Source organism: Paenibacillus sp. J22P218 (genome assembly GCF_056269195.1).
In genome coordinates, this window is the sequence record NZ_JBWDNL010000001.1 from 67291 (window position 1) to 92864 (window position 25574).

The following is a 25574-nucleotide window of genomic DNA, read 5'->3' on the forward strand; positions in this document are numbered from 1 at the left end:
GCGCCGATCATTCAAACGGAATGCGCATCGAACAATCAGGACATATCCGTCTTCTGGGCTGGAGGCTAACATGAGAGTGCGGCTGATGGACGACGCAGCCTGCTATACAAACGACGAGGGGGTAATGATTCATGAAGTACGGAGAGAGAAATTGGTTCGCGGGGCTCGCGGCTATTACGGCGATGACTGCCGTATTGTCTGCTTGCTCCGGCAATAACAATCCGGGAACGGAAGCGACGGATGCGCCGAAGGGAACGGAAGCGGCGGCAGACGGCAAGATCGTATCGGAACCGCTTACGCTGTCTTATTTTGTAACGATGTCGGGCAATCCTGCGCCGGGAATCAAAACGCTTAACGACATGGCCGCCTACCAGGAGACAGAGAAGAAGACGGGGATTCATATCGAATTCCAGCATCCTGCAAGTGGACAGGAGAAGAACCAGTTCAACCTGCTTATGAGCTCCGGAGATTATCCGGATGTAATCGAGTGGGGATGGAACGACTATCCGGGCGGCGGGGTAGGCGCGATGAACAACGGGGTAATTATCGAACTGAATGAATACATTCAGAAGTTCGCGCCTAATCTGACCAAGCTGCTGGAAGAAAATCCGCAAATTAAACGGGATATTTCCACGGACGACGGCCGTATTTACGCGTTTCCATTCCTAAGAAGCGATCCGTATCTTCGTACGTACCAAGGCATCGGCGTTCGCCAGGACTGGCTCGACGAGGTCGGTCTCCCCATGCCGACGACGATCGACGAATGGCATACGGTCTTGAAAGCGTTTAAGGAGCAGGATCCGAATAAAAACGGCAAGGCTGACGAGATTCCATTGCTTATCGTCAGGGATACGATGCTTAACTTCAGCAATGTGTTTTTGAACGCATGGGGAACGACCGGCCGCTTCAACCTGAAGGATGGCAAAGTCATCTTTGGACCTATCCAACCCGAATACAAGCAGTTCCTTCAAACGATGCGCGCTTGGTATGAAGAAGGACTTATCGACCGCGACTATGCCGGCACAGACGCGAAGCAGAAGGATGCCAAGTGGACGGGCGAGCTGCTCGGAGCAGCAGAGATGGCCGTAGGCGGGGGCATCGGCAAATATACGACGGCGATGTCTGGCAAGAATCCGAAGTTCAGCCTTGTAGGCGCTCCATATCCGACGCTAGCGCAAGGCGACAAGCCGGTGCTCGGACAGCGCGAGCCGATCTTCAACAGCGTAGGCGCTGCTATTACGAAAAACAACAAGCATGTAAAAGAAACGGTCAAATGGCTCGATTACAAATACGGCGAAGAGGGCGCTATGCTCTTCAATTTCGGTATCGAAGGCAAAAGCTACGAGATGATCGACGGCTTCCCGACGTATACCGACGACATTATGAAAAACCCGGACGGCCTTGCGTTCGGCACCGCTCTCGGAAGGTATGCCATTCCGTTCGGAGGACCGTTCGTGCAGGATAAGCGTTACCAGTTGCAGAATGCCAAGATGCCGGAGCAGCAAGCGGCGCTTAATACTTGGATGGACGTCGACAACGAGAGCTTGCTGCCGCCTCTTTCGTTCACGAACGACGAATCCGCTCGCCTGGCTTCCATCATGACGGACGTTAACACCTATCGCGACGAGATGTTCGACAAGGTTGTCATGGGTGCCGAGTCGATCGATTCATTCGACAACTTCGTGAAGACGATTGAAGGAATGGGCATTCAGGAAGCATTGGAAATTCAGCAGGCGGCATATGATCGATACTTGAAACGGTAAAAACGAGTCGAAGCGGGCAGCCTGGAGAAAGCTAGCGCGAGAGCGCGGATTTCCAGGGCCCGCTTGTTTGTCGGCTTGCTTTGCCGAAGGAGGACATGAAGTTGAAAATGTTACGGGGCTGGTCCCGCCATAAATATATTTATTTGATGCTTCTTCCAGTCGTCGTTTATTACGTTGTTTTCTTGTATATGCCAATGTATGGCTTGCAAATCGCCTTCAAGGATTTTGCTCCGGCCAAAGGGATATGGGCGAGCGACTGGGTCGGCTTCAAGCATTTCGCATCGTTCTATGAAAGTTATTTTTTTTGGAGATTGATTCGCAATACGGTCATGATTAGCCTTTATGAGCTTGTATTCGGTTTTCCGGCGCCAATTCTGCTGGCGCTGCTGCTTAACGAGATCCGCAAGCGCGTATTCAAAAACATCGTGCAGTCAATCACGTATTTGCCGCACTTTATTTCGATCGTCGTCGTAGCGGGCATGATGGTCGACTTTCTGTCCAGTGACGGATTAATCAACCAATTGACCGGCCTGCTCGGGCTGCCGTCCGTTTCGTTCCTAATCGCACCTGATTGGTTCCGAACGATCTACGTGTCGTCGGGAATCTGGCAAGGCATCGGATGGGGCTCCATCATCTATTTGGCGGCGATCGCGGGCATCGATCCGAGCCTGTACGAAGCTGCCAAGACCGACGGTGCTGGCCGGTTCAAGCAAATACTGCACGTTACGATTCCAGGTATTATGCCGACCGTTATTATTATGCTTATTTTGCGGTTCGGCACGTTGATGGCTGGCGGCAGCTTGGAGAAGCTGCTTCTGCTCTACAATTCGACAACCTACGAAACGGCCGACGTTATATCCACCTTCGTATACCGTCGCGGTTTGCTTCAGATGGACTACGGTTTTTCGGCCGCGATCGGCTTGTTCAACAACGTCATGAATTTCATTCTGCTCGTATCGGCCAACACAGTGAGCCGCAAGATTAACAACACGAGCCTATGGTAGAACTATTTTAAGGAGGTGCAGCAAACTTGAAGCCTCGTATTGCTTTGGGAGAGCGGGTATTTGACGTAACGAATACCTTGTTCATGCTGGCATTAATGGCCGGTACTTTATATCCATTTCTCTACGTGTTGTTCGCGTCGCTTAGCGATCCTGCCGAGTTAATCGACCATCGGGGCTTGCTCTTCTTCCCTGCCGGCTTCAGCTTGGAATCGTATAAGCTCGTGTTTGAAAATCCGATGATTTCGATTGGTTACTTGAATACGATGATCTATGTCGTAGCGGGAACGGCATTGAACCTTCTGCTCACTTGCTTTGCGGCTTACGCGCTGTCGCGCAAGGGAGTGGCGCTCGTCGGTCCGATCATGTTCGGCATCGTATTCACGATGTTTTTCTCAGGCGGCCTTATTCCTACCTATCTGAATATGAAAAATCTGGAGCTGCTCGATAGCAGATGGGCAATGATCCTTCCATCGGCAATCAGCACCTGGAACTTGCTTGTCATGCGTACATCGTTCGCAGGTATACCCGTCGCGCTCGAGGAATCGGCGCGAATTGACGGAGCGAACGATTTTCGGATTCTTTTCCAAATCTTCATTCCTGTTTCTTTGCCGATTATGGCGGTAATGACGCTATTCTATGGCGTTGCGCATTGGAACTCGTACATGGATGCCTTGATTTACTTAAGAGATCGCGATTTGTACCCGCTACAGCTTGTCCTGCAGGAAATATTGATTTCCAACAACACGGATTCGATGATGACAGCAGTGGCCGACGTAGATAAAGGGCTTATTCAAGAAACGATCAAATACGCAACAATAATCGCTGCAACAGTCCCGATTCTGGTGTTGTATCCATTCCTGCAGCGCTACTTCGTCAAGGGCGTCATGCTTGGATCCATTAAGGAATAAACGAAGGGTTTTTATGGTAATATTCCTATTAGGATCGCAAGCTGCTTTGACTTGAGTGAACGGCTGATATCATGGTTTAATAAATAATGAACCATAAATCAGACAGCCTCAGAGCGAGCGGAAGGATGGAACAAACGATGATGCAAGCGGTAGAGATAACGAATCAAGAGCAGCTGAAGCTTGCTTTTGACATACGCATGGAAGTGTTTGTGAAAGAGCAGGGAGTAGCCGCGGAAGTGGAGATCGACGAATACGATGTGTTGGACGGAAAGACAAGCCATGCGCTCGTTTATTACGACGATAAGCCGGTAGGCACCGGGCGTGTCCGGGTCGATGAGGAGACGAAGACGGCGAAGCTTCAACGCATATGCGTTCGGGCCGCCTATCGGAAGTATGGCGTTGGCAAAGTTATTATGGACAAGCTGGAGCAGTTGGCGAAGCGGGATGGCGCATCCAAGGCGAAGCTGCACGGGCAGACGGAGGCGGAGGGCTTCTACTTGAAGCTTGGTTACCGCACAGCATCCGATGTATTCATGGAGGAAGGCATTCCCCATGTGCTGATGGTGAAGGAACTGTAATTGCGAGGAAGAGACTTGGGTGCAAGGGCTGACCGCCTTGGCACTCGGTCTCTTTTTTTGCGCCGATGTGGTCATTTACAGGTTTTTGGCTGGGGAAAGACGAATAATAAAGCAGGCCATATCGTAATAACGCTCATGAAGAGCATAGAAATAGCCACACTTATGGAAAGCTTTTTTTGCTATAGTACAATTATTAGTCGGAGGTGCCAGCATGAGAACGGGCCTGATCAATCCTATGACAAAGCTTAACGTCAAGCAGCAGCTTATCCTATTGTTCCTCGTAATGGTAAGCCCGATCTATCTGCTCCATTGGTACGGCAACATGAAGACGGAGCATCTGCTCAAAAATCATGTGACGAATGCGTACGTCGAGCTCATTAAGCAGAATTACACGCTTATTAACCGCGACATTGATACCGTAAGCAAAATAACGACGACGATGATCCAAAACCCCGTTGTGCAAAAGCTTATTCCGAGCCAGCACGATGCCGTCATTGAACGGGTAAGGAAGTTCGACAGCGTCGACAAGCTGCTTTCCAACAACTCAATTCCTTTAAATGGAGGGGAAGCGGTTTATTATTCGTTGTACGTGTACGATCCGAACGATTATTATTTCTTCGCTCCGAAGCAGCAGTTTAATCAGACCGGCGTATATTTCTTCAATGATAAGACGAAGCCCGAATGGTTCGACGATGCGGTGAAACGGAACAGCGGCGGCTATATGACGATGATCGACACGAATGTCGGCTTGTCTAGGGTGAAGACATATGCGTATATTCGAGCCGTCAACAGCGTGAATATTGCAAACGATACCATAGGCATTCTTGTCGCGACGCAAATGGATAAGAAGATCGGGGAATCGCTGCGATCCGTTTCGCTGCCGGATGGTCATATTTATTTTACCGATTGGAACGATCGCGTCATGAGCGCAACCGAACCTCATCTGATTGATACGATTCTTTCTCTTCCGGATGAAGCTTCGATCCCCGATGGCGTCAACTCGCAAGGCAATGTTGACCTCATTACGGAAGATTCGATTTACGTGATCAACTATGACCGAGGCACACAGACGAAACTTATTTATCAGGTTCCGGTGGAGTCGTTGCTTAAACAGCAGAACGAGCTGAAACGCGTTATTCAATTAATATCGGTTGTTTACTTGCTTCTTGGCTGCATCGTTATGATTTATTTTTGGCGTTCGTTAATGACGCCGCTGCAGCGGCTGGCACAATTCGTGCGCACCTATGAGCCGGGCAAGCTTGTGCCGGAGACGCCGTTCAAAGGACGAAACGACGAGGTGGGCGTACTCGTTGGCGCGCTTTACGATATGGCCAGAAGACTTAACGTGCTTATTCATTATAAGTACCATATGGATCTGAAGCAGAAGGAGTCGCAATTGCAGCTGCTGTACCAGCAGATCAATCCGCATTTGCTCTACAATACGCTGGAAAGCATTTATTGGAAAAGCTCGCTCGAGGGCAAGACGGAATCGGCGGATATGATCAAGGAGCTCTCCAAGCTGATGAAGATCAGCCTCAGCCGCGGCCGGGAGCTGATTACGCTGGAGGAAGAGCTGGAGCATGCATCGGCGTATGTGAGCTTGCAGCAGAAGCGATACAAATATGAATTCGAAGTGAACTGGATTATTCCGGACGCCGCGCGCCAGGTCTTGATTCCGAAGATTACGCTGCAGCCGCTGATCGAGAATGCGATGATCCATGCCGTCAAGAACATGGGTGAGGATGGTGAAATTCGGATCTCGGCGATGATCGAGGGAGAGCGAGTAACGATCAAGGTAGAGGACAACGGGCATAAGACGGTCGACTATGCGGCGCTTGAGCGCATCCTTAACGAGGATAAGCCGGATCATACGTCGGGCTATGGCATACGCAACATTCAGCAACGCATTCAGCTGCATTTCGGCTATCAATACGGGCTAAGCTATAAAGAAAGAGAGAAGGGCGGCACGGCGGCGATGATCGTATTGCCTATGATTACAGAGGAACAGCAGATTCACGAGGTATAGGATAGGGAGGCAGCGGGGATGTACAATATATTGATCGTAGACGACGAGCCGTTGATTTGTGATGGGCTGAGCAACCTGCTATCTACTTCGGGCATAAGTCTAGCCAATGTGTATATTGCCCACAGCGGCTATGAGGCGCTCGATTATTTGCGCATTGAAGAAATAGACTTGCTCGTAACCGATATTCAGATGGGTTCGATGAACGGGATCGAGCTGATGCATCAAGCGAAGCTCATAAAACCGTGGGTGCAGACGATTATTATATCCGCTTACGAGACGTTCCAATACGCACAGATGGCCATTCGCCTTGGCGCGAAGGATTATATGATTAAGCCGCTTAACAATGAGCAGTTTCTTGATTCGGTTCGGAATGTGCTGCTCAAGATGGATAAACCGGCAGCCGCGGAGGATCAATTCCTCTCGAAAATGCAGGAGCACTTCCGTATGGATGAGCCGCTTCCGCAGCGGACCGAGCTGTATAATCGGCTGCTTGCCCCTCCGCAGAGCAATGCCGCAGAGGCGGCAAAGCTGCTCTATGAGCGGTTTGGAAGAAGAGTCGAAGGGCCGTACTTTGCGGTCATTAAGCTGAAGCTTAACTTCACGTCGGCTAAGGAACGCGCGATCCCTGCGAGCGACGCGCAGCTTTTGCAGTATGCGGCGCTTAATATTGCAGGCGAGCTGCTCGAGAAGGAATGGAACTACCTGTCCTTCTATTCGCCCAATCAGGAGATTAGCATAATCATTCAATGGGACGAGAGCGAGTTCAGCGAGTCCTCCGTCAATAAGATCAATCAGCTCGATATGATCGGGCGCAGCCTTCATTATAATATCCACAAATATTTGAGCCTGCATTGCGTCATCGGGATTAGCCAAATTTTGCGAGGCATCGAGTTCTTAAGCATCCTTGACGAACAGGCGCGCAAGGCGATTCTGTGGAATCGCGAGCATCGCGATCATTATGTGTTCTATTACGGCGATTTCAACTGGAGCACGTATACGCAGGACCCGACGGAGGAGGATCTAAGCGCGCAGAACAGCTTGATCGTCGAGAAGTCGAAGGCGTATATCGATCAATTTTTTAACCAAAAAGGTCTAACCCTGCACGAGGTCGCCCAGAAAAATCACGTCAGTCCGAACTACTTGAGCTATCTGTTCAAGAAGGATACGGGATATAACCTATGGGAGTATGTCATCAAGCTGCGGATGGAAGAAAGCCGCCGGCTCATGCTGCAAACCGATCTTCGCAGGTATGAAATATCGGAGCGGGTCGGTTACGAGTCGCCGGAGCATTTCAGCAAAATATTCAAAAAATATTTTGGCATGAGTCCGAGCGAGATGAAGAAGCAGTCAAGCGATTAGAACGACTCGGTATCGCTTCGCCTACAACGAGTAAAAATGAACATCATTGCCTTAGATATGCACATTATCAGCGAGCCTCTATGCTTCTAAAATGATATAGAGCGATAGAAAAGAAAAGAGGGAACGCTGATGAAACAACAAGTCGCAATGAGCGAATCGCCGGGCGTCAAAGCCTTGCGCAAGCCGGGCAGGTGGAAAAAACATATTCCGGGTTATTTGTTTTTAGTGCCTGCCGCCATCATTTTTTTACTGTTTTTGTGGGTGCCGATATCGAAAGGGTTATTTTACAGCTTTTACCACATCGACTTCGTCAAAGGGAATGAGTTTGTAGGATTCGATAACTATAAAACGGTGTTCAAGGACGCCGACGTGTGGATTGCGATCAAAAACTCGCTGTATTATATGTTCCTCGGTCTTGTAATGGGCTTTTGGGTTCCGATCGTATTTGCCATTATTATATCCGAGATGCGCCGCTTCCAAGGGATCGTACGTATCGCCGCTTATTTGCCTAACGTGCTCCCGGCGGTTGTATTGTACGGGCTATGGCGTTGGTTCTACGATCCGGTCGGACCGATTAACGGTGCGTTGACTGGACTTGGCACCAATCAAATCGCTTTCCTATCCGATAAATCATGGTCGATGATCTCGATCGTCTTCATGGAATCGTGGCAGCAATTCGGGTCTGCCATGCTTATTTATTTGGCAGCCATGCTCAGCATTCCAAAGGATTGGTATGAAGCAGCGGAGATCGATGGCGCGGGCATATTCCGCAGAATATGGCATATTACGCTTCCTTCCATCAGAGGGCTGTTGATGCTGCTGCTGTTAATGCAACTGATCAGCACATCGCAAGGGTTCCAGTCGCAGCTTGCATTGCTGGACGGCGGTCCGAACAAAGCAACGCTCACTTATGCTCTGCTCATTATTAAGTATGCGACCACACGATTGGATTACGGTGTAGCTTCTGCGCTTGGCGTTCTGATGTTCCTTGTGCTTGGCGGTCTGGCACTGCTTCAATTCAGGCTGAACAACAAGGGAGGAAACTAATCATGAAGGCCAAAACGATGGAACGCGGTATTTTATCCGATTACGACTATAAGAAAAAATCCAATATAGCAGGTTTGGCATTAATCGTCCTCCTTATACTGATCATGGTCGCTTCCATGGTCTATCCGATTCTGTCAACGTTGTTCAACGGGCTTAAGGCGAATACGGAGGTTAACTCCTTCCCGCCGCGCTTCCTGCCGGTGGAATGGCATTTTGACAACTATAAGACTGGTTGGAACTATATCGATCTAACGCAGTTTCTAGGCAACACGGTTGCGATCTTCGTCGGCAACATGATCGTGACGGTCGTTGTGCTCGGGCTTGCGGCATTCAGCTTGTCGAAGCTGAACGTTCCGTATCAGAAGGGGATTTACTTCTTCTTCATGATTACGCTGTTCATCCCGCCTAGTACGTACATCATTCCGAACTTCCTTAATTTGCGGGATCTCGGGCTGCTTAACTCCTATTGGGCATTCTGGCTGCCGGCGGGCGCAAGCGCATTCTTCTTACTATTGCTGAAAAACTTCTTTGATGACATCCATCATGAAATGTTCGAAGCTGCGCGGATCGATGGCGCATCGGAGTGGGGCTCGTTCACGCGGATCGCGCTCCCGCTATCGGTTCCGATCTTCTCGACGCTGGCGATCTTCGTATTCTCGAGCGCATGGAACGAGTGGTTCTGGCCTTCGCTCGTCATGCAAAGCGATGATACGTATCCGCTTGCAACGGCAATCTACAAGTATGTTATTCAGGCTCGCAGGCTTGACCTGAACATTCGGTTCGCGATTCTGACGATGGTCATGCTGCCTCCAATCGTTGTATTCCTGATGTTCCAAAAGTACATTATGCGCGGATTGCAGCTCGGCGGCGTGAAAGGATAGCAGGTTTTACGAATCGTAAACCTGCACATGATCGACATAAAAATACACCTCGTCGCATGAAAACGCCTTCGTTATGATGAGAATGTAAAAACAAATCCGAATGAGAAGGGGTATAACGATGCTAAAGAAAAATGTCGTAGTCATGGTTTGTCTCATCCTGCTGATGTCGATCGTCGCAGCGTGCAGCGGCAACGGAAACAATAAGACGGAGGAAACAACACCGCCGGCGGCAACGGATAAACCGAGCAACCAAGGCTCGGAAGAGACGGAACCGCCTAAGGACGATATCAAGGACAAAAAAGTAACGATCAGCATTTATTATCCATTGCCCGACCAAGTCGAAAACCGTAAAGCGGAAGACGATAAAATCGCGCGTTTCATCAAAGAATACCCGAACGTTGAAATCGTAAAAAGCGACTGGCACTACAACCCAACGGAAATCGGCGTAAAAATGGCTTCGAACGAAGCGCCGACTGTATTCAACACTTGGGCAACAGAAGCGAAGTTCCTTGTTGAGCGCGGCTGGGCTGCCGATATTACGGAACTGTGGGATAACTACGAATACAAAGATCAAATCAACCCGATCCTTCAATCGCAATTCAACATCGACGGCAAAGTATACGGCATCTCCCAAAAAGGTTATGTAACGACGACGGTTGTCAACAAGAAGATGCTTGACGACAAAGGCGTAGCAGTACCTGGCTATGACTGGACTTGGGACGATATGTACAATACGGCTAAAGCGGTTGCCGACCCTGGCAAAGGTATTGCCGGTATCGCACCAATGGGCAGAGGCACGGAAGCTGGCTGGAACTGGACGAATTTCTTGTTCGAAGCAGGCGGCGAGATCCAAACGGTTGGCGACGGCAAAGTAACGGCAGCTTTCAATTCGGCTGCTGGCGTCAAAGCTCTTGAGTTCTACAACAAGCTGAGATGGGAAGCTAACGCAATTCCGCAAGACTGGGCACTTGGCTGGGGCGATGCAGTAGGCGCATTCGCACAAGGCCGTACGGCAATGGTTATTGCCGGTGCTGAAGGCGTACTGGAGCAAGCGCTTAACCAAGGCGGCATGCAGCCGGCGGACGTATTGACATTCCCAATGCCGAAAGCAGATGCGAACGGCAAGCATACAGGCGTTCTTGGCGGCGACTACCTTGTTATCAACCCGAACGCAACAAAAGACGAGCAAGAAATCGCATTCCGTTATGTAACGTTCGACTACTTCACAGACAAAGGCCTGGAGTCGCTTGAAAACGATATTAAGAAACGTCAAGAAGAAGGCAAATTCTTCATACCGCCGCAATTGAACTACTTCGGCAGCGATTCCGAGTACGGTCAAAAGGCAAAAGCGATCTTCGACAAATACGACAACGTATACAAATACGCTGCTGAATCCGACAACTTGCTTGACGGTAAAGCAGAAGCACAATACAATACGCAAGATTACTACGGCGAAGTAACGAACGTATTGCAAGAAGTATTCTCCAAAAAAGGCGCAGACCTGCAGAAGTTGCTCGACAACTCTGCTAAGCTGGTACAAGAGAAATTCTACGATCCAATCAAAGTCGAATAGGAAGGCAGAAGCCCGGTTCTCCGTATGGAGGATCGGGCTTCTTGTTTGTGTTCGGAGAAGAGGAAGTGCTGCTTCCTCTAGCTGGGTATTACAGTCGGTGCAGCCTGAACGTAGACAATGTTGGCATAGAAGACGCGCAGCTCATAACGGAATTTCCCATCGTCGAACGTTACAAGGAGGAAGTCGTTGCCGACGGACACCAGTGTACCGATCACAGACAGCTGTCCGTACGCGTTCGTAACAATCGTTACTTCTGTGCCTATCAGAGAAACAAGATCGCCAGATAGTGTAGTGGACATTGCTTAATCCGCTGGCTCGTCGATTTCGATGTTCGTAATTTGATTCAGCGGAATGGTCATGAGCGTAGACGAACCAGTGATAAACGTGACTAGTGTATCTTGAATGCTCGATACCGTGCCAGTGAAACCTGTCGGCTGTCCGGCAGTCATGACGGTGACCGTTGTGCCTTCCAGCAAATACGCCTCCAATAAGGCTGTCAGTTCGGAAAAGTCGCCAATGAATGCTGGTCCAGGAGGACCTTGAATGCCTTGGATGCCTTGGATACCCTGTGGTCCTTCAGGTCCTGGGTCGCCTGTTGGTCCGACTGGCCCTTGGATGCCTGGAACGCCTTGCGGTCCGATTGGTCCTATAATCCCTTCAGCGCCTGTAGCTCCAGTAGCACCGATCGGTCCTGCAAGTCCGCGTAAGCCTTGTGCTCCGCTGTAGCCTCTTGGTCCTCTTAGAGCTTTTGGTTTTTTAACGCATTTGATAGGCTTGACGACAACTATCTTCTTAACAACATGTTCCTTTTTAATATCATGTACCTTCTTAACAACATGTATCTTCTTCCATTTTTTTATAGCTTTAGCCCGTTTCACGAGTTTAACTTTTTTAGCCTTTTTCAGTTTTTTGTCATGATGCGGATTAGGTTTTTCATCGTGCTTATGCTTGTGCTCATGTTTGTGTTCATGCTTGTGCTCATGTTTGTGTTCATGTTTGTGCTTATGCTCATCATGTTCTTTTTCATGATCACAACAGTGTCTTACTGGCACGCATTGACCCTCCAGCAATAGCAGGGGCGCGCCTGGAGGACTGTAGTAACGTTTTTTAGGCACTTTAACGATTTTTATTTTTTTGTGTTTCACAGGCTTGCGAACAGGCGCAACAGCTGCGTGGCTTTCATGATGATGATGGTGATGATGATGGTGATGGACCGGGGTCATCTGCCTCGGATCAATGACGTATCTGCCTTGAATGGAGACGGATGGACGTTTGATATAGACTTTCGTCATATGCGTTCCTCCTAGTGGTTCGTACTCCTATATATGTATCCTTTTTGAGCTTGAGAGGTTCTAGGGTATACACTATCTTTTGCCTTCTAGCACGCCTTGCGAGACACTAGCCCTGCCGCTGCAAAGGGATATGGCTATTCATTTTTATCCGTGAGTGTCATCGGTGTATAATTGTTGTATATCAAAGGTCTAGTGGAGGCGGAGCATGTACACGATCATGATCGTAGAGGATGACGCGAAGATAGCAGAGCTGCTGCGCGCACATATCGAGAAGTACGGCAATGAGGCCGTTATCGCCAGCGGTTTCCAACATATATTGGATCAGTTCCAGCAGATCAAGCCGCATGTGGTATTAATGGACATTAATTTGCCAAGCTTCGACGGCTTCTATTGGTGCAGGCAGATTCGTACTATATCGACTTGCCCGATCATCTTCATATCCGCCCGAAGCGGCGAGATGGATCAAGTGAGGGCAATCGAGAACGGCGGCGACGACTATATGACGAAGCCTTTTCATTATGAGGTCGTCATGGCCAAGATACGCAGCCAGCTGCGGCGAGTTTACGGCGATTATGCAGCGTCATCGGCTGAACGGCTCGTTGAGCGGTCAGGATTGACGCTATACCCGGAGAGAATGGAGCTCAGACTGGGGGACAAGACCGCTGCATTGACGAAGAAGGAGACGGTGCTTGTAGAGACGCTGCTAAGCAAATTCGAGCGACTGGTCAGCAGAGAGATCATTTTGGAGAAGCTGTGGGACGATTATACGTATGTGGATGATAACGCGCTCAGTGTTAACATTACGCGAGTGCGCAAGAAGCTGGCTGAGCTTGGTATTGAGGGCTCGTTGGAAACGGTTCGCGGCACAGGCTATCGGTTAAGCGACACTTGGAGCGAGGGGAGACAGCTATGAGGCTGTTTTTTCGCGAGCAATGGCCTTTGGTTGGTGTCGTTCTGCTGCAGATGGCGGCGGTGACCGTGGTCTTTTATTTGGAAGGTTATCGGAATTGGAAGGTTGCGCTGTATGCGTATTTGCTTGGCTTTTTCTTCTTAGCTGTGTATTTGGTTTACCGGTATGCAAGTCATCGGCGGTTCTATGAGGTGCTGTCGAGCAAGCAGGTTCGAATCGAGGAATCGATTCAAACGTTGGAATCCGCCCCGCTGCAAGCGGCTCTTGGAGAGCTGCTGCATACGCAATACCGCCATTATCAGAAGCAGATTTTAGAGGATGAGCGCAAGCGGCAAAATCAGATTACGTTCATGAATCAATGGGTGCATCAGATGAAGACGCCGCTCTCGGTGCTGGAGCTGCTGCTGCAGGATAGCGACGAGCCCCGGGATGTCAGCATGTCCGAGGAAACGGATCGTATTCGCAAGGGGCTTGAGATGGTCCTGTATATGGCGAGGCTGGAGACGTTCGAGCAGGACTTTCAGGTGGAGACGTTATCGCTTAGGGAGCTCGTGAACGATGTCATCTTAGAAAATAAGCGGCTATTCATCCGCAGCTTCGTTTATCCCGAGATCCAGATTGATGAATCCCTCCGCGTGGAATCCGACGGCAAATGGCTGCGGTTCATCCTGCAGCAGTTGATTGCCAACGCGATTAATTACTCGGCGGGCACGAAGCAGAAGGTGACCGTGTCGGCAACGACGGACGATCGGTCGGTTATATTGGAAATTATCGATCAGGGAGCGGGCATTCCCGCATCAGATCTGTCACGCGTCTTCCAGCCGTTCTTCACGGGAGAGAACGGCCGTAGGTTCAAGGAGTCGACAGGCATGGGCCTTTATATCGTGAAGCTGGTGCTGGACAAGATGAACCACGACATCAGGCTGCAATCAAAGGTTGGCGAAGGAACGACCGTACGCATTACATTCCCGTATGCCGCCCGGGTGGGAGGTCTGTAAGAGCATATGCGCACCACGTACAGCTCCCCGTCGACCGGTTTTTCACACCGATCCCAGGCTGTAAGCGCAAATACGCTCTTACAGCCCGCTGGTCAGATGTACACTTACGGCTCGTCACCCGGCGCATATCCAATGGCCCATTCGCCAACCTTACAAAGTTGTTAGGTAAATGAAAGCTGCGCTCATAGGAGCGACGGCTTTTTTGAATTATAGTAAAGTATAAGTTTTAGTCTTATACCTACGCCTACAGCTAGCGGTTCGTACGTAGCGTTAGCCGTTTACGCTTGGGCTAGACTAGAGCTATCAACTAAATGTGAGGAGAGATCATCCAGTGGAACTGCTGCATGTACGAAGCTTAAATAAAATATATCCGGGCAAGGTTGCTTATAAAGCATTGACGAACGTTGATCTGACGATTGAGAAGGGGGAGTTCGTCGGCATCATGGGTCCATCGGGCAGCGGCAAAACGACGCTGCTGAATATGGTGTCCACGATCGACCGTCCGACCTCAGGCGAGGTCCGTATTAACGGACAAGATCCTTATGAGCTGTCCTCCGAGAAGCTTTCCCAGTTTCGGAGGCGGGAGCTTGGATTTGTATTCCAAGCGTTCAATCTGCTCGACACGTTAACGGTGAAGGAGAATATCGTATTGCCGTTAACGCTGGACGGCGTTAACCTGACGGAGATGAACAAGCGAGTTGCCTATATGGCTGAGAAGCTGGGTATTAGCGGTATCCTCGATAAACGAACTTATGAAATATCGGGAGGTCAAGCACAGCGTACGGCGATTGCGCGGGCGCTCATTCATACTCCGAAGCTGCTGCTGGCCGACGAACCGACCGGTAATCTCGATTCCAAGTCGGCGCGAGATGTAATGGAGCTGATGGCGCAGCTGAACAAGGAGGAGAACGCGACGACGATGCTCGTGACCCATGATGCAATGGCTGCAAGCTACTGCGATAGAGTCATGTTCATCAAGGATGGACAGTTCTATACCGAGATTCATTGCGGCGACAACCGTCCGGCCTTCTACCAAAAAATCATCAACGTGCTCGCTTTGCTTGGGGGGAACGAGAATGAATTTTCGACAATTCGCGTTTAATAACGTTTTTCGCAAAAAAAGAACGTATGCCGCCCATTTCATGAGCAGTGCCTTCTCCGTTATGGTATTTTTCATCTACGCGGTGCTGCTCTATCACCCTGACTTCCAGGGACAGCTTGCATCCAGCAGCGAGACGGCTTCTTACCTTGGTGGGATGGGGCTGAAAATATCGCAGTATTTGATCTTTATTTTCTCGTTTCTATTCCTGCTCTATTCGACAAGCGCCTTCCTCAAGGTGCGGAAACGTGAATTCGGCATTCTGCTTATTCTGGGCATGTCGGAGAGACAGCGCAAGAGGCTGACTTTTATCGAAAATATGATTATCGGTCTCGCCTCGGTTGTATGCGGAATCATCATCGGATTGCTCTTTACGAAGCTTATTCTACTAGTTAGTTCACGCATGCTGATGCTTGAGGAGACGTTGAACTTCTACGTCCCTATTGAAGCGATATGGACGACGGCGGGAGCGTTCGCGCTGCTCTTCCTATTCATCTCGCTTCTGACGATGCGGATCGGCAAGCGCAATCAAGTGCTGGATCTCATCAAGGAAGGCGAGAAACCGAAGCCTGAACCGAAGCCGTCGTTGTGGCTATCTCTGCTGGCGCTCGTCCTAATCTTGGGCGGTTATGGCATGGTGTTCTATTTCGTGTTCGGCAAAGCGTATTACTTCACGCTGCTTATCTCCGCAGTCAGCAGTGTTGTTCTCGGTACGTATTTCATGTTCACGCAGCTCAGCGTATATGCGATACGGGCTATGAAGAAGCGGGAAAAGTTCTTTTTTCGCCGGATTAATCTTCTAACGTTATCGGATTTGACGTACCGGATGAAGGACAACGCGATTATGTTCTTTATGGTCGCTACGGTTATGGCTGTCGCATTTTCCGGCATCGGCGTTTGCTTGGCTGTCGGCGATCCTGTCCGTTCGGAGAAAATGAATCCATATGCGATAACGTACCGATCGCTGAACGATAACAAGATGGAGCAGGAGCATATCAAGACGTTTGACGAGAAGTTATCGAGCGGTGGATTCGCTTATGAGAAGGCTGCTGTCACGCACAGGTATACGAATGCGGGCGGCATGATCATTCGGCTTAGCGACTTCAACAAGCTTGCTACGCTGCTTGGTTATGAGCCGGAAAGCTTATCGAATACGGAAGTCAGCATCGCGTCGGGAATTGCGTCGCGCAGCAATCGAAGCTACGACGACGCCGGGCTGCTAACGGCGGTGAGAGAGTGGTCGGGAGCGGACATGATCATCAAGAATCGTTTTAATGAACTGATCTCAACGGAATACGGCGATACCTTAATCGTGTCCGACGAGCTGTTCAATACGATTCCAAAGTCGCAGTTCGAGCAAGAAAATAACATCAGCGAGACGGTGTATTATTATGTCGTGCCAGACTGGTCGGATACGCTAAGCATAAGCCGAGGCTTGGAGGAGCTTATCCCGGCGCATAGCGAGAACGGCGAATACTATTATAACTTGCTCGTTATGGACTGGTATCACGATAAGCAGTTGAATGCGATTCTGTTCATTATTAGCGTGCTCGTCGGCGTCGTCTTCTTCACATTCGCGGCCAGCTTCATCTACTTCCGGCTTTATGCCGATCTGGAGCGGGATGAGCGTCAGTATCAGATGATAAGCAAGCTAGGACTTAGCCGCAAAGAGCTTAAGCGGTTAGTGACACGCCAGCTCGTGCTTATGTTCTTCCTGCCTTTCTTGCTGGGACTTATCCATAGCGCAGTGGCGTTCATCAACATGGAGGGCGTCGTTCAATATGCGATGCTAGGCAACGCGACCAAAATCTACATCTCGTTCTTCCTTATTCAGTTAGTCTATTTCTTCATGATCCGCTGGCGATACTTGCATCATATGTATCAGAAGCTGGCTTAAGCGTAAGCGTTAATTGGTTCAATCAATAAGTTTCAAGCTCTCCGACTCGCTCAACAGCGAGTGACGGAGAGCTTTTTTTTTGCGCAGGACATGGCTAGATGGATATTCGACCAACATTTAGTAAAAATACACCTACTTCGTTTAATAATACACATCGTTATGTAAGCGATTCCAACCTATGCTTATAGAGAGATTATTTCATATACAATAGGGAGGTTTTGCAATGAAACGAGCACGGTCATATCTCGCTTTGCTGCTATCGCTGCTGCTGGTATTAACGGCGATGCCGGTATACGCGGCTGACGAGCAATTGGCAGGAGAAAGCGGGGATGCGGTTAGCGACTCCTATGTTAGGCTCAAGAACAAGTGGAAGAGCAACTACCTTTACGAGGATTCGTCAGGCGTTGTTCGCTACGGTTTTCCAAGCTATGAAGACGAGTCCGCACAATGGAAGATGGAGGACTACAACGGCAACAAAAGAATTCGCAACCGCGCAACCGGCCATTACATAACGATCGCGGACGTGACGCAGCGCCGAGATGCGCTAACCGCCCGTGAGATAGCGACAAGCACGAATGCGGACCAATGGACGATTCATGAATCGAATCGCCCCGGGTTTGTCGTCATCAAGAGTGCAACCGTACCTTCGAGCGCCAACCTTGTCATTCACCAAGAGGATCAGCTTGGTTTTGCGGAAGCGAGCAATGACATTAACATCACTTTCGAGAGCCCGCAATGGGCGATTGAGCCGGTGGAAGAAGCCGTTCCGGTCAGGCTGGCGAATAAGTTCAGAGAAGGGCAATATTTGTACGAGGCTGCTGATGGGTTCGTTGATTTCGGCGATAAAAAAGCGAATGACGCCTCCTCGCATTGGATATTGGAAGAGGGAGATACGCCGAATACGAAACGCCTCAAAAACCGTGCTACCGGTCACTATATTACGCAAGGCGTATTTTGGGAGCCAATAAAGGCATTAGCAACAGGTATCGACACGAAGTCGGAATGGCTGATGGAGGATGCATCGAGCGCCGGTTATATAACGTTCAAAAACATTGAAGCGTTAAATACGCCATCCGGGACGCTTACCTATGTGCTGAACACTCAATTCCCCGACGATACGCATGTGCGTTCCAACGATTGGTCGAATCCGGGACTGGATAACGCGCAATGGCGAATTGAGCTGGCACCGGATGCGCTGCCATATCGGATTGCGGGCTTTACGATAGATCCCGTCAGTACGGCTTATTTGTTCGATGACGAAGGCGTTGTGAGCTATGGAGCATTAACGACCGTAGTTGGCGATAAAACGTATTACCAATGGGTAACGGAAGACTATGACGGCAAGCAGCGGCTTCGCAATTTGGCAACAGGCCGGTATATATCAAGAGCAGGCAACGATAGTCCTGAAGATCCGTTACATGTACTGAACTTATCCGAGAGTACTATTAATGATCAATGGACGCTTGCAAGATCTACCTTGTATGACGATTACAAAACAATCGAAAGCAAAGCTGCCGCAGGCGAATTTTTGAATATAAAAGACGCAATCGGTGCGGCACAAGCAGGAGATATCGATCCGAATGTAGACTCGGCGCAATGGTTGTTCGAGGATCCGGCATTTTCGGGGGACGGTACGCCTCAATACGTCCGGATCAGAAATGAATGGCAGCCTTTCTATTTCTACGAGGACGACAACGGTCAATTGAAATATGGCAATGTTGCCGAGGACGATGAAAAGGGGCAATGGCTTGTCGAGCGATTCCACGGACGCAAGCGAATCCAAAACAGAGCGACCGGCCACTATATCCATATTGAAAATATGGAAAACGGACGCATATCCGTCTCCGACGTCGAGGACTCGTGGACGAGCGCCGTGTGGGTGATCGAGGATTTCGACGGGACGAAGCTGATTCACAGCGTTCAAGATGCCAATGATGTCGTTGGCCAGCAAAAGTATTTGAGCCTCCAAAACTTAACGAAATATGTGGAGTACGGCGTTATTAATCCTTCATGGGGCAGTCCGCGCTGGAAGTTTGAGCCTGTCGGTGAAGCGGGACCTACCAACGTCAGAATCAAAAATAAGCTGACTAATGATTACCTATACGAGGTAACCGAGGCTGGAGACGATCTTGGCAAAGTCAAGTACGGCGACCTCACGGAAGAACAGTCGGCATCGGTGTGGTATTTGGAAAAGACGGGCGACAGTCCGAATTCGATTAGGCTGAAGAATGTATCCACAAATCATTACGTTTCGATGGAGCATGTAGGTGCAGATGTTGAGCTTGATGCGCCGCCGCAACAAATCGTTGCGCAAGACGGTATTTGCTTATGCTGGGGCAGTGCAAAGTGGATGATGGAGCCGGGCACGTCCGACGATACTATCGTTCTGAAGAGCGGCTGGGCTGGACATTATTTGTATGCCGATGGCGAGAGCTACACGAAGGTGAGCAAGCTGGTTGTCGCAGAGGACAGCGCGCAGTATGTACTCGAACCGGTAGTGATGGAGCCCGAACCGCTCTATGACGGACCGATTCGAATCGTAAGCATGGCGAACGGCAAATTTTTGTACGAAAATAGCGGAGGTATCGTGCTCTATGGCGATGTTGACGAGAGTAACGGTTACGGCCACTGGTATATCGAGGATTATGATGGCGTGCAGCGTTTGCGAAATCGTGTAACCGGACATTACATGTCCATGAAAAAGGATATGACGTTCATTGAAAGCAAAGAAGCGGCTGAAGGAGATTTGGAATCGGATTGGGCCATTGAAGCGGTTCCCGGTACGTTGGAATATGTGATCCGCAGCATGAACGGCTATTACAATGACGAGCTGATCAATGTGCAGAACAATGCAGGTTACGCGGAACGAGGCTTGTTCCCAATCGGCTACGGCTCGGTGAAGTGGGGCTTCGAATACGCTCCGGAAGAGTTTGATACGCCGGATATGAGCGAAGGCAAAGTCTATGATACAGCAACGCCTATCTTTAACGATACGAATTACGTGACCATTCAATCGAAGGCAACATCGCAATACATGTATGTGGAAGACGGAGCTTTGTTAACGGGAACGCCAGTTGAGGGCGATACTGGAGCGCAGTGGCTGCAGCAGGATTTCAACGGCCGCAAGCTGATTCGCAACAAAGAATCGGGGCAGTTGCTCGCGGTCGATGACGAAGGAAATGTCAGTCTCGATACGGATGCGAAGGGGAATGATGCGGCGCAGTGGTACACCGAGGATCGGCTTGGCTACAAGCTGATCGGCAACGCTTCTGACCGTGGCGGATTGTTGCAGCATACGGACAGTGGAGTGAAACACGGCTCGCCATCCGATATGGATGACGCGATGTGGACGCTTGCACCGGTACGTTCAGACGTTCGCTATGAAGCAGAGCAGGCATTCTTTGGCGGAGGAGCAGCAGCCTCCGATACGTCCAAAGGCTTCACTGGCGACGGGTATATGGACGGATTTACAACGAATGGCGCTAAAATTAGTTTCACCGTAAACGCGCCGGAGGCAGGCAGCTATGATGTAGCTCTCCGCTATATGAGCGCTTCGTCGGCTGAGCGGACGCTTAGCGTTTACGTCAACGGATTGCCCGTGTCGCAAGCGGCATTCGGCAAGGCGACAGCATGGACGGAGCTAGTGCTTGAACTGGGGCTGCGTGCTGGCATTAACACGATCACGCTTCAGAAGAATGCCGCCGATACCGGCCGCGTGAAGCTCGATAGCCTCACCGTACGCCATAGTGTAGGCATTAACTATCGCGGTGCAACAGTACCTTACGTTTCTTATGAAGCGGAGCACGCGGTTACGAACGGAGAAGTGCTTGAGCCATCGCGTCTCTATAAGGAGATAGCTTCCGAAGCATCGGGAAGATCGGCGGTCAAGCTGGATGCGGAAGGCGAGTATGTGGAATTCACGCTTGCGAAGGCTGCGAACTCAATCGTGCTTCGCTACGTCATTCCTGACAGCGAGGATGGAGCAGGGCTTAACGAGACGCTTGCGCTGTATGTGAACGGCGAGTTCAAGCAGCAGCTGTCGCTGAGCTCCAAGCATGGCTGGGAATACGGCAGCTACCCTTGGTCGAATGATCCTAATCAGGGCAACGCGCACCGTTTCTTCGATGAAATTCATGCGTTGATCGGCGACGTGCCTGCAGGAGCCACGATTAGATTGCAGAAGGATGCGGGCAATGAAGCGGATTACTATGTCATTGACCTTGCGGACATGGAGCAAGTCGAGGGCGCGCTGACTAAGCCCGATGGCTTCTTATCGGTGACTGACTTCGGCGCAGTTGCCAGCGACGGCGATAGCGACATGGCCGCGTTCGAAGAAACGATGGCTGCCGCGAAGCAGCAGGGCAAGGGTGTATGGTTCCCGGCCGGCGTATTCCATCTTGGTGAAGATAATATTGATCTGTCGCAAATTACGATTCGCGGTGCTGGCATGTGGTACACGACGCTGATCGGAGCGAAGTTTATCGGCAAGGGCAGTGACGTACAGGTGTACGATCTGTTGATTGACGGCGATCTTAATATTCGCGATGACGAAGCGCTTACGCATGCGTTCTATGGCGGTTATGGCACAGGCTCGGTCATCCAAAACGTGTGGGTAGAGCATTCCAAAACGGGTTTATGGTTGTCTAGAGTTAGGGGCGGTACGGAAATTACCGACGAGCTGCATATGGTTAACCTTCGCTTGCGCAATCTGATGGCGGATGGCATCAACTTCTCCGTCGGAACGAGCAACAGCTTGATGGAGCAGTCGGATATTCGTTATCCAGGCGATGACGGCCTTGCGATGTGGTCGGCAGAAGGACTCGCGAGCGTCAACAATACGGCGCGCTTCAATACGGTGGCGCTGCCATGGCTAGCGGACAACTTCGTTATTTTTGGAGGGCAAGACAATAAGCTTCAGGATAATATCGGTACGGATACGATCACGAACGGTGCGGGCATTGCCGTATCGACGCGTTTCAATCCGGTTCCGTTCACGGGAACGACTGTTGTTGAACGAAATACGCTCATTCGCACCGGCAGCGCCGATTCGGCTTATAACATCAATCTTGGCGCGATCTGGCTGTTCGCAGGCGAGAAGGACTTGAACGGTCATGTTATCGTTCGCGACAATGTCGCGCTGGACAGCACGTATGCAGGACTAATCGTCCATGGCGGAGGCTTTGGCGTCGATAATCTCACGTTGCAAAATGTCGTCCTCGATGGCATGGGCACGAACGGCATTGACGTAACAGGCAATCTATCGGGCACGATCGACGTTGATAACGTGATCGTTCGCGGTGAACGCATTCGGATGATTGCCGATGCCAATCCGAACTTTGCTTTTGAAGAGCTGAACGACGGTTTTGCCAATCTGCAGAAGCCATTCTCCATTAAGCTTGAGAATGGCGATACAGGACCGCTTCGTATGACAGAGGGAGAGAGGAAGGAACTGCAAGTGCTGGGTGCAGAGGGCGTAGACGTGACGGATGATGCGGCTTTCGCTATTGAGACTGCGAGCATTGCTTCGATTGGATCGGATCATGTCATTCGCGCACGCTCTGAAGGGGTGACGAAGCTCAGCGTCTTGTTAGGCGGTGATCTTCGCATCTTTACGATCGAAGTTGAGGCAAGAGATGATGAAGGTCAAGGCGGCTCAGGGGGCGGCAGCATCATTCCAGACCCTCCTGTGACAGAAACGGTCGATACGAAGCAGAACGATGCGAAGCTGACTGAAGCGGCTTCCGCGAACGAGGATCGCATCGTATTTACAATTGACACTGCCAAATCGAATAACGGCGTTTCGTTCTCTGGCGCTGCACTGCTTGAAGCTGGCAAAAAAAATGCCGATGCGGTCATCGTTATCGAACTTGACGGAGCGACATATGAATTGCCGTTGTCGTTCGTAACGAGTCAGCTTGGTACATTGACTCCGGAGGAACTTAGCAAAGTAGTCTGGACTCTCAACATCAAGCCGGTGGAGCTAGCGATCAAGACTGAGCTTGAGAAGAAAGCCGAAGAGCAGGGTCTCGAGCTTATAGGCGAACCGATCGACTTCACGATTATCGTAACGAACGGCAATACGGAGACAGAAATTCGCAGCTTCGGAGGTCGTTACGTGAAGCGTACGCTGACCGCGAAAGGCGAAATCGATCCGAAGGATGCGGTCGTGCTCGTCTATGATCCTGGCACAGGAAAATTCCATTACGTGCCAGCCGTGATCGAATCGGCCGAAGGTAAGACGCATGCCGATATCATGAGCATGAGCAACAGTATCTACGTGCTTGCGAGTAATGCGAAATCCTTCGACGATACGAAGGGACATTGGGCGCAGAGCGACATTGAACAGCTTGCAGCGCGGCAAATTTTAAGCGGAATTACGGCTTCGAGATTTGCTCCGCAGCGCAGTGTGACGCGCGCAGAGTTCGCGACGATGCTGGTAAGAGCGTTAGGCTTGCAAGGCGCAGGGAATGGAGCGGGAATAACCTTCTCCGACGTAGCGAAGGGAGCATGGTACGAGGAAGCGGTTGTAACGGCGGCAAGCTACGGTCTTGTAAAAGGAAATGCCGATGGCCGTTTCCGGCCGCTCGATGCCATTACCCGCGAGCAGATGGCCGTTATGGCGGCCAATGCGCTGGCTTTCGCGGCTAACGCTGGGCTTCAGGTGAAGCAAGGCGTTGATTCTTCGAAAGAAGCAGGCTTCCGTGACGAAGGTGCAATCCATGCATGGGCGCTTGATAGCGTGAAGCGCGCAGCGGCAGTAGGTATTATAGTAGGCAAAGGAAAAGCGGATATATTCGCTCCGCTTGATCCGGCAACGCGCGCAGAAGCGGCTGTTATTATTAAGCGATTGTTGCAAGTCGTGCAATTGATAAAGTAGTATCCAAACAAGAAGGGCTGCCTCCGAGGGCAGCCCTTCTTGCCTATACTTAACGTCTTCTGAGCTCAAAAAACTCGCAAGCGTTTCGTTTATGATACGTAATATCACTGACGCTCGATTGGGTAACGACGGTTGAATCGTCGAAGCGGACAACGACCGTGCTGCCTTCGATAATATGATTGTCTTGGAAAACACGGATTTTGAGCTGCTTCTGGATGACTTCCTCGAAGTCGCTATCGGTAAAGAGTCGTCGATTGACGGACATAAGTATGAACTCCTCCAGTCATAGATATCTATCGTGCGTGATTGTCTGCGATATATGACTTGTCTAGTCTACAAGCGATAGCAACCACAGTCAAATAGGTGAGCCATAAAGGCAAAGCTAAGCGAAGAGAAGGGATGATCGTTATGATAAGATGGGGACAGCAATGATCGATTGATACGAAATAGTGTTCGATAATGATGATATCGGGGTGACGTATGAAATTTTCAGTATTTACGGTAATGCTTCCAGATTGCTCGCAACAACGTACGCTTGAGCTGCTTCGCTCGAACGGCTATGACGGCGTAGAATGGCGTTTCACGAAGACGGACCCGGCTAGACGCGAGGAAGCGCCTTCGTTCTGGGGCAACAACTTGTCCACAGTCGAGACGGATACGTCAGAAGCCGAGCTGTTAGAGCTTAAGCAATTGACTGAGGCGGCTGGCTTGGTCGTGCCGAATGTGGCAGCTTACATTGGCAGCGGCGACCTGGCGGCTACAGAAAACGCGATGCGCGCAGCGAAGTTGCTTGGCGCACCTTCCATCCGCATCGGCGTTCCGAATTATGACGGCAAACGCACCTACCAAGAGCTGTATGCCGAGGCTCGCACTTACTTGCAAGAAGCGGAATCGCTAAGCCGAACTTACGGCGTCAAAGGTCTTATTGAAGTTCATCATGGTAATATTGCGCCTAGCGCATCACTAGCCCGCCGGTTGGTTGACGGGTTCGACGCGAACCATATCGGTGTCATATATGATCCGGGCAACATGGTGCATGAAGGCTTCGAGAACTATCAAATGGGACTCGAAGTGCTCGGCGAATATTTAGGTCACGTCCATGTCAAGAACGCGGTGTGGCAACGCACAGATGCAGCGCTGCCGACGATCGGAAGCGGCGAGCATGGCCGAATTTGGCAAGCATCGTGGTCGGCTGTTACAGCTGGCGCGGTACACTGGCCGCAAGTCATTGCAGCGCTGCGGGCAGTCGGTTACGACAGCTGGCTCAGCTTCGAGGACTTCAGCAGCTCCGCCGATTCCGAGACGCTGCTCCGCGAGAACCTCGCTTATATCCGCTCGTTGTTATAAGGGATTATCAGAATG

General features: G+C 50.4%; 18 protein-coding genes. 15 read left to right on the forward strand and 3 right to left on the reverse strand.

Annotated features, from left to right (window positions below; translation table 11 throughout):
• Window positions 1–131 precede the first annotated feature (131 nt).
• The 9 genes from AC0YN0_RS00370 (at window position 132) to AC0YN0_RS00410 (ending at window position 11139) form a co-directional block, all read left to right on the forward strand.
• A complete protein-coding gene (locus tag AC0YN0_RS00370) occupies window positions 132–1763 on the forward strand; it encodes an extracellular solute-binding protein (protein WP_475819518.1) in 1632 nt (543 codons plus the stop codon).
• A 107-nt stretch (window positions 1764–1870) separates the two neighbouring features.
• Window positions 1871–2767: an ABC transporter permease gene (locus AC0YN0_RS00375; protein ID WP_475820867.1), complete on the forward strand. Its 897-nt coding sequence runs from the start codon at window positions 1871–1873 to the stop codon at window positions 2765–2767.
• A 26-nt stretch (window positions 2768–2793) separates the two neighbouring features.
• Window positions 2794–3675 carry a carbohydrate ABC transporter permease gene (locus tag AC0YN0_RS00380; protein WP_475819519.1) on the forward strand — a complete coding sequence of 294 codons (882 nt, stop codon included), beginning with the start codon at window positions 2794–2796 and terminating at the stop codon, window positions 3673–3675.
• A 140-nt stretch (window positions 3676–3815) separates the two neighbouring features.
• The gene (locus AC0YN0_RS00385; protein WP_475820868.1) at window positions 3816–4253 is read left to right on the forward strand and encodes a GNAT family N-acetyltransferase; all 438 of its coding nucleotides are present in this window, start codon (window positions 3816–3818) and stop codon (window positions 4251–4253) included.
• Window positions 4254–4464: 211 nt separating this feature from the next.
• Entirely contained in the window at window positions 4465–6279 is a 1815-nt protein-coding gene (locus AC0YN0_RS00390) for a sensor histidine kinase (protein ID WP_475819520.1), read from the forward strand.
• Between the two features lie 18 nt (window positions 6280–6297).
• Window positions 6298–7638 (forward strand): response regulator transcription factor, encoded by a 1341-nt coding sequence (locus AC0YN0_RS00395; protein WP_475819521.1) that lies wholly within the window; start codon window positions 6298–6300, stop codon window positions 7636–7638.
• Window positions 7639–7767: 129 nt separating this feature from the next.
• A complete protein-coding gene (locus AC0YN0_RS00400) occupies window positions 7768–8685 on the forward strand; it encodes a carbohydrate ABC transporter permease (protein WP_442048087.1) in 918 nt (305 codons plus the stop codon).
• A gap of 2 nt (window positions 8686–8687) precedes the next feature.
• Window positions 8688–9566 (forward strand): carbohydrate ABC transporter permease, encoded by an 879-nt coding sequence (locus AC0YN0_RS00405; RefSeq protein ID WP_475819522.1) that lies wholly within the window; start codon window positions 8688–8690, stop codon window positions 9564–9566.
• Window positions 9567–9684: 118 nt separating this feature from the next.
• The gene (locus AC0YN0_RS00410) at window positions 9685–11139 is read left to right on the forward strand and encodes an ABC transporter substrate-binding protein (protein WP_475819523.1); all 1455 of its coding nucleotides are present in this window, start codon (window positions 9685–9687) and stop codon (window positions 11137–11139) included.
• Between the two features lie 77 nt (window positions 11140–11216).
• Here the strand turns inward: AC0YN0_RS00410 and AC0YN0_RS00415 are convergent, their stop codons facing one another.
• Together AC0YN0_RS00415 and AC0YN0_RS00420 are read right to left on the reverse strand one after the other, a co-directional pair.
• Window positions 11217–11438, reverse strand: coding sequence for a hypothetical protein (locus tag AC0YN0_RS00415; RefSeq protein ID WP_475819524.1), 222 nt, complete (start codon window positions 11436–11438; stop codon window positions 11217–11219).
• A gap of 3 nt (window positions 11439–11441) precedes the next feature.
• Window positions 11442–12431: a hypothetical protein gene (locus AC0YN0_RS00420; protein WP_475819525.1), complete on the reverse strand. Its 990-nt coding sequence runs from the start codon at window positions 12429–12431 to the stop codon at window positions 11442–11444.
• Window positions 12432–12636: 205 nt separating this feature from the next.
• On the opposite strand from AC0YN0_RS00420, the gene AC0YN0_RS00425 reads away from it, so the two are divergent.
• The 5 genes from AC0YN0_RS00425 to AC0YN0_RS00445 all read left to right on the forward strand — a co-directional run bounded on the left by AC0YN0_RS00425 (window position 12637) and on the right by AC0YN0_RS00445 (window position 24212).
• The gene (locus AC0YN0_RS00425) at window positions 12637–13344 is read left to right on the forward strand and encodes a response regulator (protein WP_475819526.1); all 708 of its coding nucleotides are present in this window, start codon (window positions 12637–12639) and stop codon (window positions 13342–13344) included.
• Window positions 13341–14339, forward strand: coding sequence for a sensor histidine kinase (locus tag AC0YN0_RS00430; RefSeq protein WP_475819527.1), 999 nt, complete (start codon window positions 13341–13343; stop codon window positions 14337–14339). Before AC0YN0_RS00425 ends, AC0YN0_RS00430 begins: the two co-directional genes overlap by 4 nt.
• 331 nt (window positions 14340–14670) lie before the next feature.
• Window positions 14671–15441, forward strand: a complete 771-nt coding sequence (locus tag AC0YN0_RS00435; protein WP_475819528.1) for an ABC transporter ATP-binding protein — start codon at window positions 14671–14673, stop codon at window positions 15439–15441.
• Window positions 15416–17335, forward strand: coding sequence for an FtsX-like permease family protein (locus AC0YN0_RS00440; protein WP_475819529.1), 1920 nt, complete (start codon window positions 15416–15418; stop codon window positions 17333–17335). The genes AC0YN0_RS00435 and AC0YN0_RS00440 overlap by 26 nt, the downstream gene beginning before the upstream one ends.
• Before the next feature lie 223 nt (window positions 17336–17558).
• Window positions 17559–24212, forward strand: a complete 6654-nt coding sequence (locus AC0YN0_RS00445) for an S-layer homology domain-containing protein (protein WP_475819530.1) — start codon at window positions 17559–17561, stop codon at window positions 24210–24212.
• A gap of 49 nt (window positions 24213–24261) precedes the next feature.
• On the opposite strand, the gene AC0YN0_RS00450 is transcribed toward AC0YN0_RS00445, so the two are convergent.
• Window positions 24262–24477 (reverse strand): hypothetical protein, encoded by a 216-nt coding sequence (locus tag AC0YN0_RS00450; RefSeq protein ID WP_337102784.1) that lies wholly within the window; start codon window positions 24475–24477, stop codon window positions 24262–24264.
• Window positions 24478–24692: 215 nt separating this feature from the next.
• Here AC0YN0_RS00450 and AC0YN0_RS00455 point away from each other — a divergent pair, with 215 nt between their 5' ends.
• On the forward strand, window positions 24693–25559 hold the full coding sequence (locus tag AC0YN0_RS00455) for a sugar phosphate isomerase/epimerase family protein (protein ID WP_475819531.1): 867 nt from the start codon (window positions 24693–24695) through the stop codon (window positions 25557–25559).
• The last annotated feature ends 15 nt before the right edge of the window (window positions 25560–25574 follow it).

What these genes read in the sequence shown, in the direction of transcription:
- AC0YN0_RS00405 (WP_475819522.1), top strand. Translation starts at nt 8,688, where the DNA reads ATGAAGGCCAAAACGATGGAACGCGGTATTTTATCCGATTACGACTAT.
- AC0YN0_RS00415 (WP_475819524.1), bottom strand. Translation starts at nt 11,438, where the DNA reads ATGTCCACTACACTATCTGGCGATCTTGTTTCTCTGATAGGCACAGAA.
- AC0YN0_RS00375 (WP_475820867.1), top strand. Translation starts at nt 1,871, where the DNA reads ATGTTACGGGGCTGGTCCCGCCATAAATATATTTATTTGATGCTTCTT.
- AC0YN0_RS00445 (WP_475819530.1), top strand. Translation starts at nt 17,559, where the DNA reads ATGAAACGAGCACGGTCATATCTCGCTTTGCTGCTATCGCTGCTGCTG.
- AC0YN0_RS00420 (WP_475819525.1), bottom strand. Translation starts at nt 12,431, where the DNA reads ATGACGAAAGTCTATATCAAACGTCCATCCGTCTCCATTCAAGGCAGA.
- AC0YN0_RS00410 (WP_475819523.1), top strand. Translation starts at nt 9,685, where the DNA reads ATGCTAAAGAAAAATGTCGTAGTCATGGTTTGTCTCATCCTGCTGATG.
- AC0YN0_RS00450 (WP_337102784.1), bottom strand. Translation starts at nt 24,477, where the DNA reads ATGTCCGTCAATCGACGACTCTTTACCGATAGCGACTTCGAGGAAGTC.
- AC0YN0_RS00395 (WP_475819521.1), top strand. Translation starts at nt 6,298, where the DNA reads ATGTACAATATATTGATCGTAGACGACGAGCCGTTGATTTGTGATGGG.
- AC0YN0_RS00425 (WP_475819526.1), top strand. Translation starts at nt 12,637, where the DNA reads ATGTACACGATCATGATCGTAGAGGATGACGCGAAGATAGCAGAGCTG.
- AC0YN0_RS00440 (WP_475819529.1), top strand. Translation starts at nt 15,416, where the DNA reads ATGAATTTTCGACAATTCGCGTTTAATAACGTTTTTCGCAAAAAAAGA.
- AC0YN0_RS00430 (WP_475819527.1), top strand. Translation starts at nt 13,341, where the DNA reads ATGAGGCTGTTTTTTCGCGAGCAATGGCCTTTGGTTGGTGTCGTTCTG.
- AC0YN0_RS00400 (WP_442048087.1), top strand. Translation starts at nt 7,768, where the DNA reads ATGAAACAACAAGTCGCAATGAGCGAATCGCCGGGCGTCAAAGCCTTG.
- AC0YN0_RS00370 (WP_475819518.1), top strand. Translation starts at nt 132, where the DNA reads ATGAAGTACGGAGAGAGAAATTGGTTCGCGGGGCTCGCGGCTATTACG.
- AC0YN0_RS00390 (WP_475819520.1), top strand. Translation starts at nt 4,465, where the DNA reads ATGAGAACGGGCCTGATCAATCCTATGACAAAGCTTAACGTCAAGCAG.
- AC0YN0_RS00455 (WP_475819531.1), top strand. Translation starts at nt 24,693, where the DNA reads ATGAAATTTTCAGTATTTACGGTAATGCTTCCAGATTGCTCGCAACAA.
- AC0YN0_RS00385 (WP_475820868.1), top strand. Translation starts at nt 3,816, where the DNA reads ATGCAAGCGGTAGAGATAACGAATCAAGAGCAGCTGAAGCTTGCTTTT.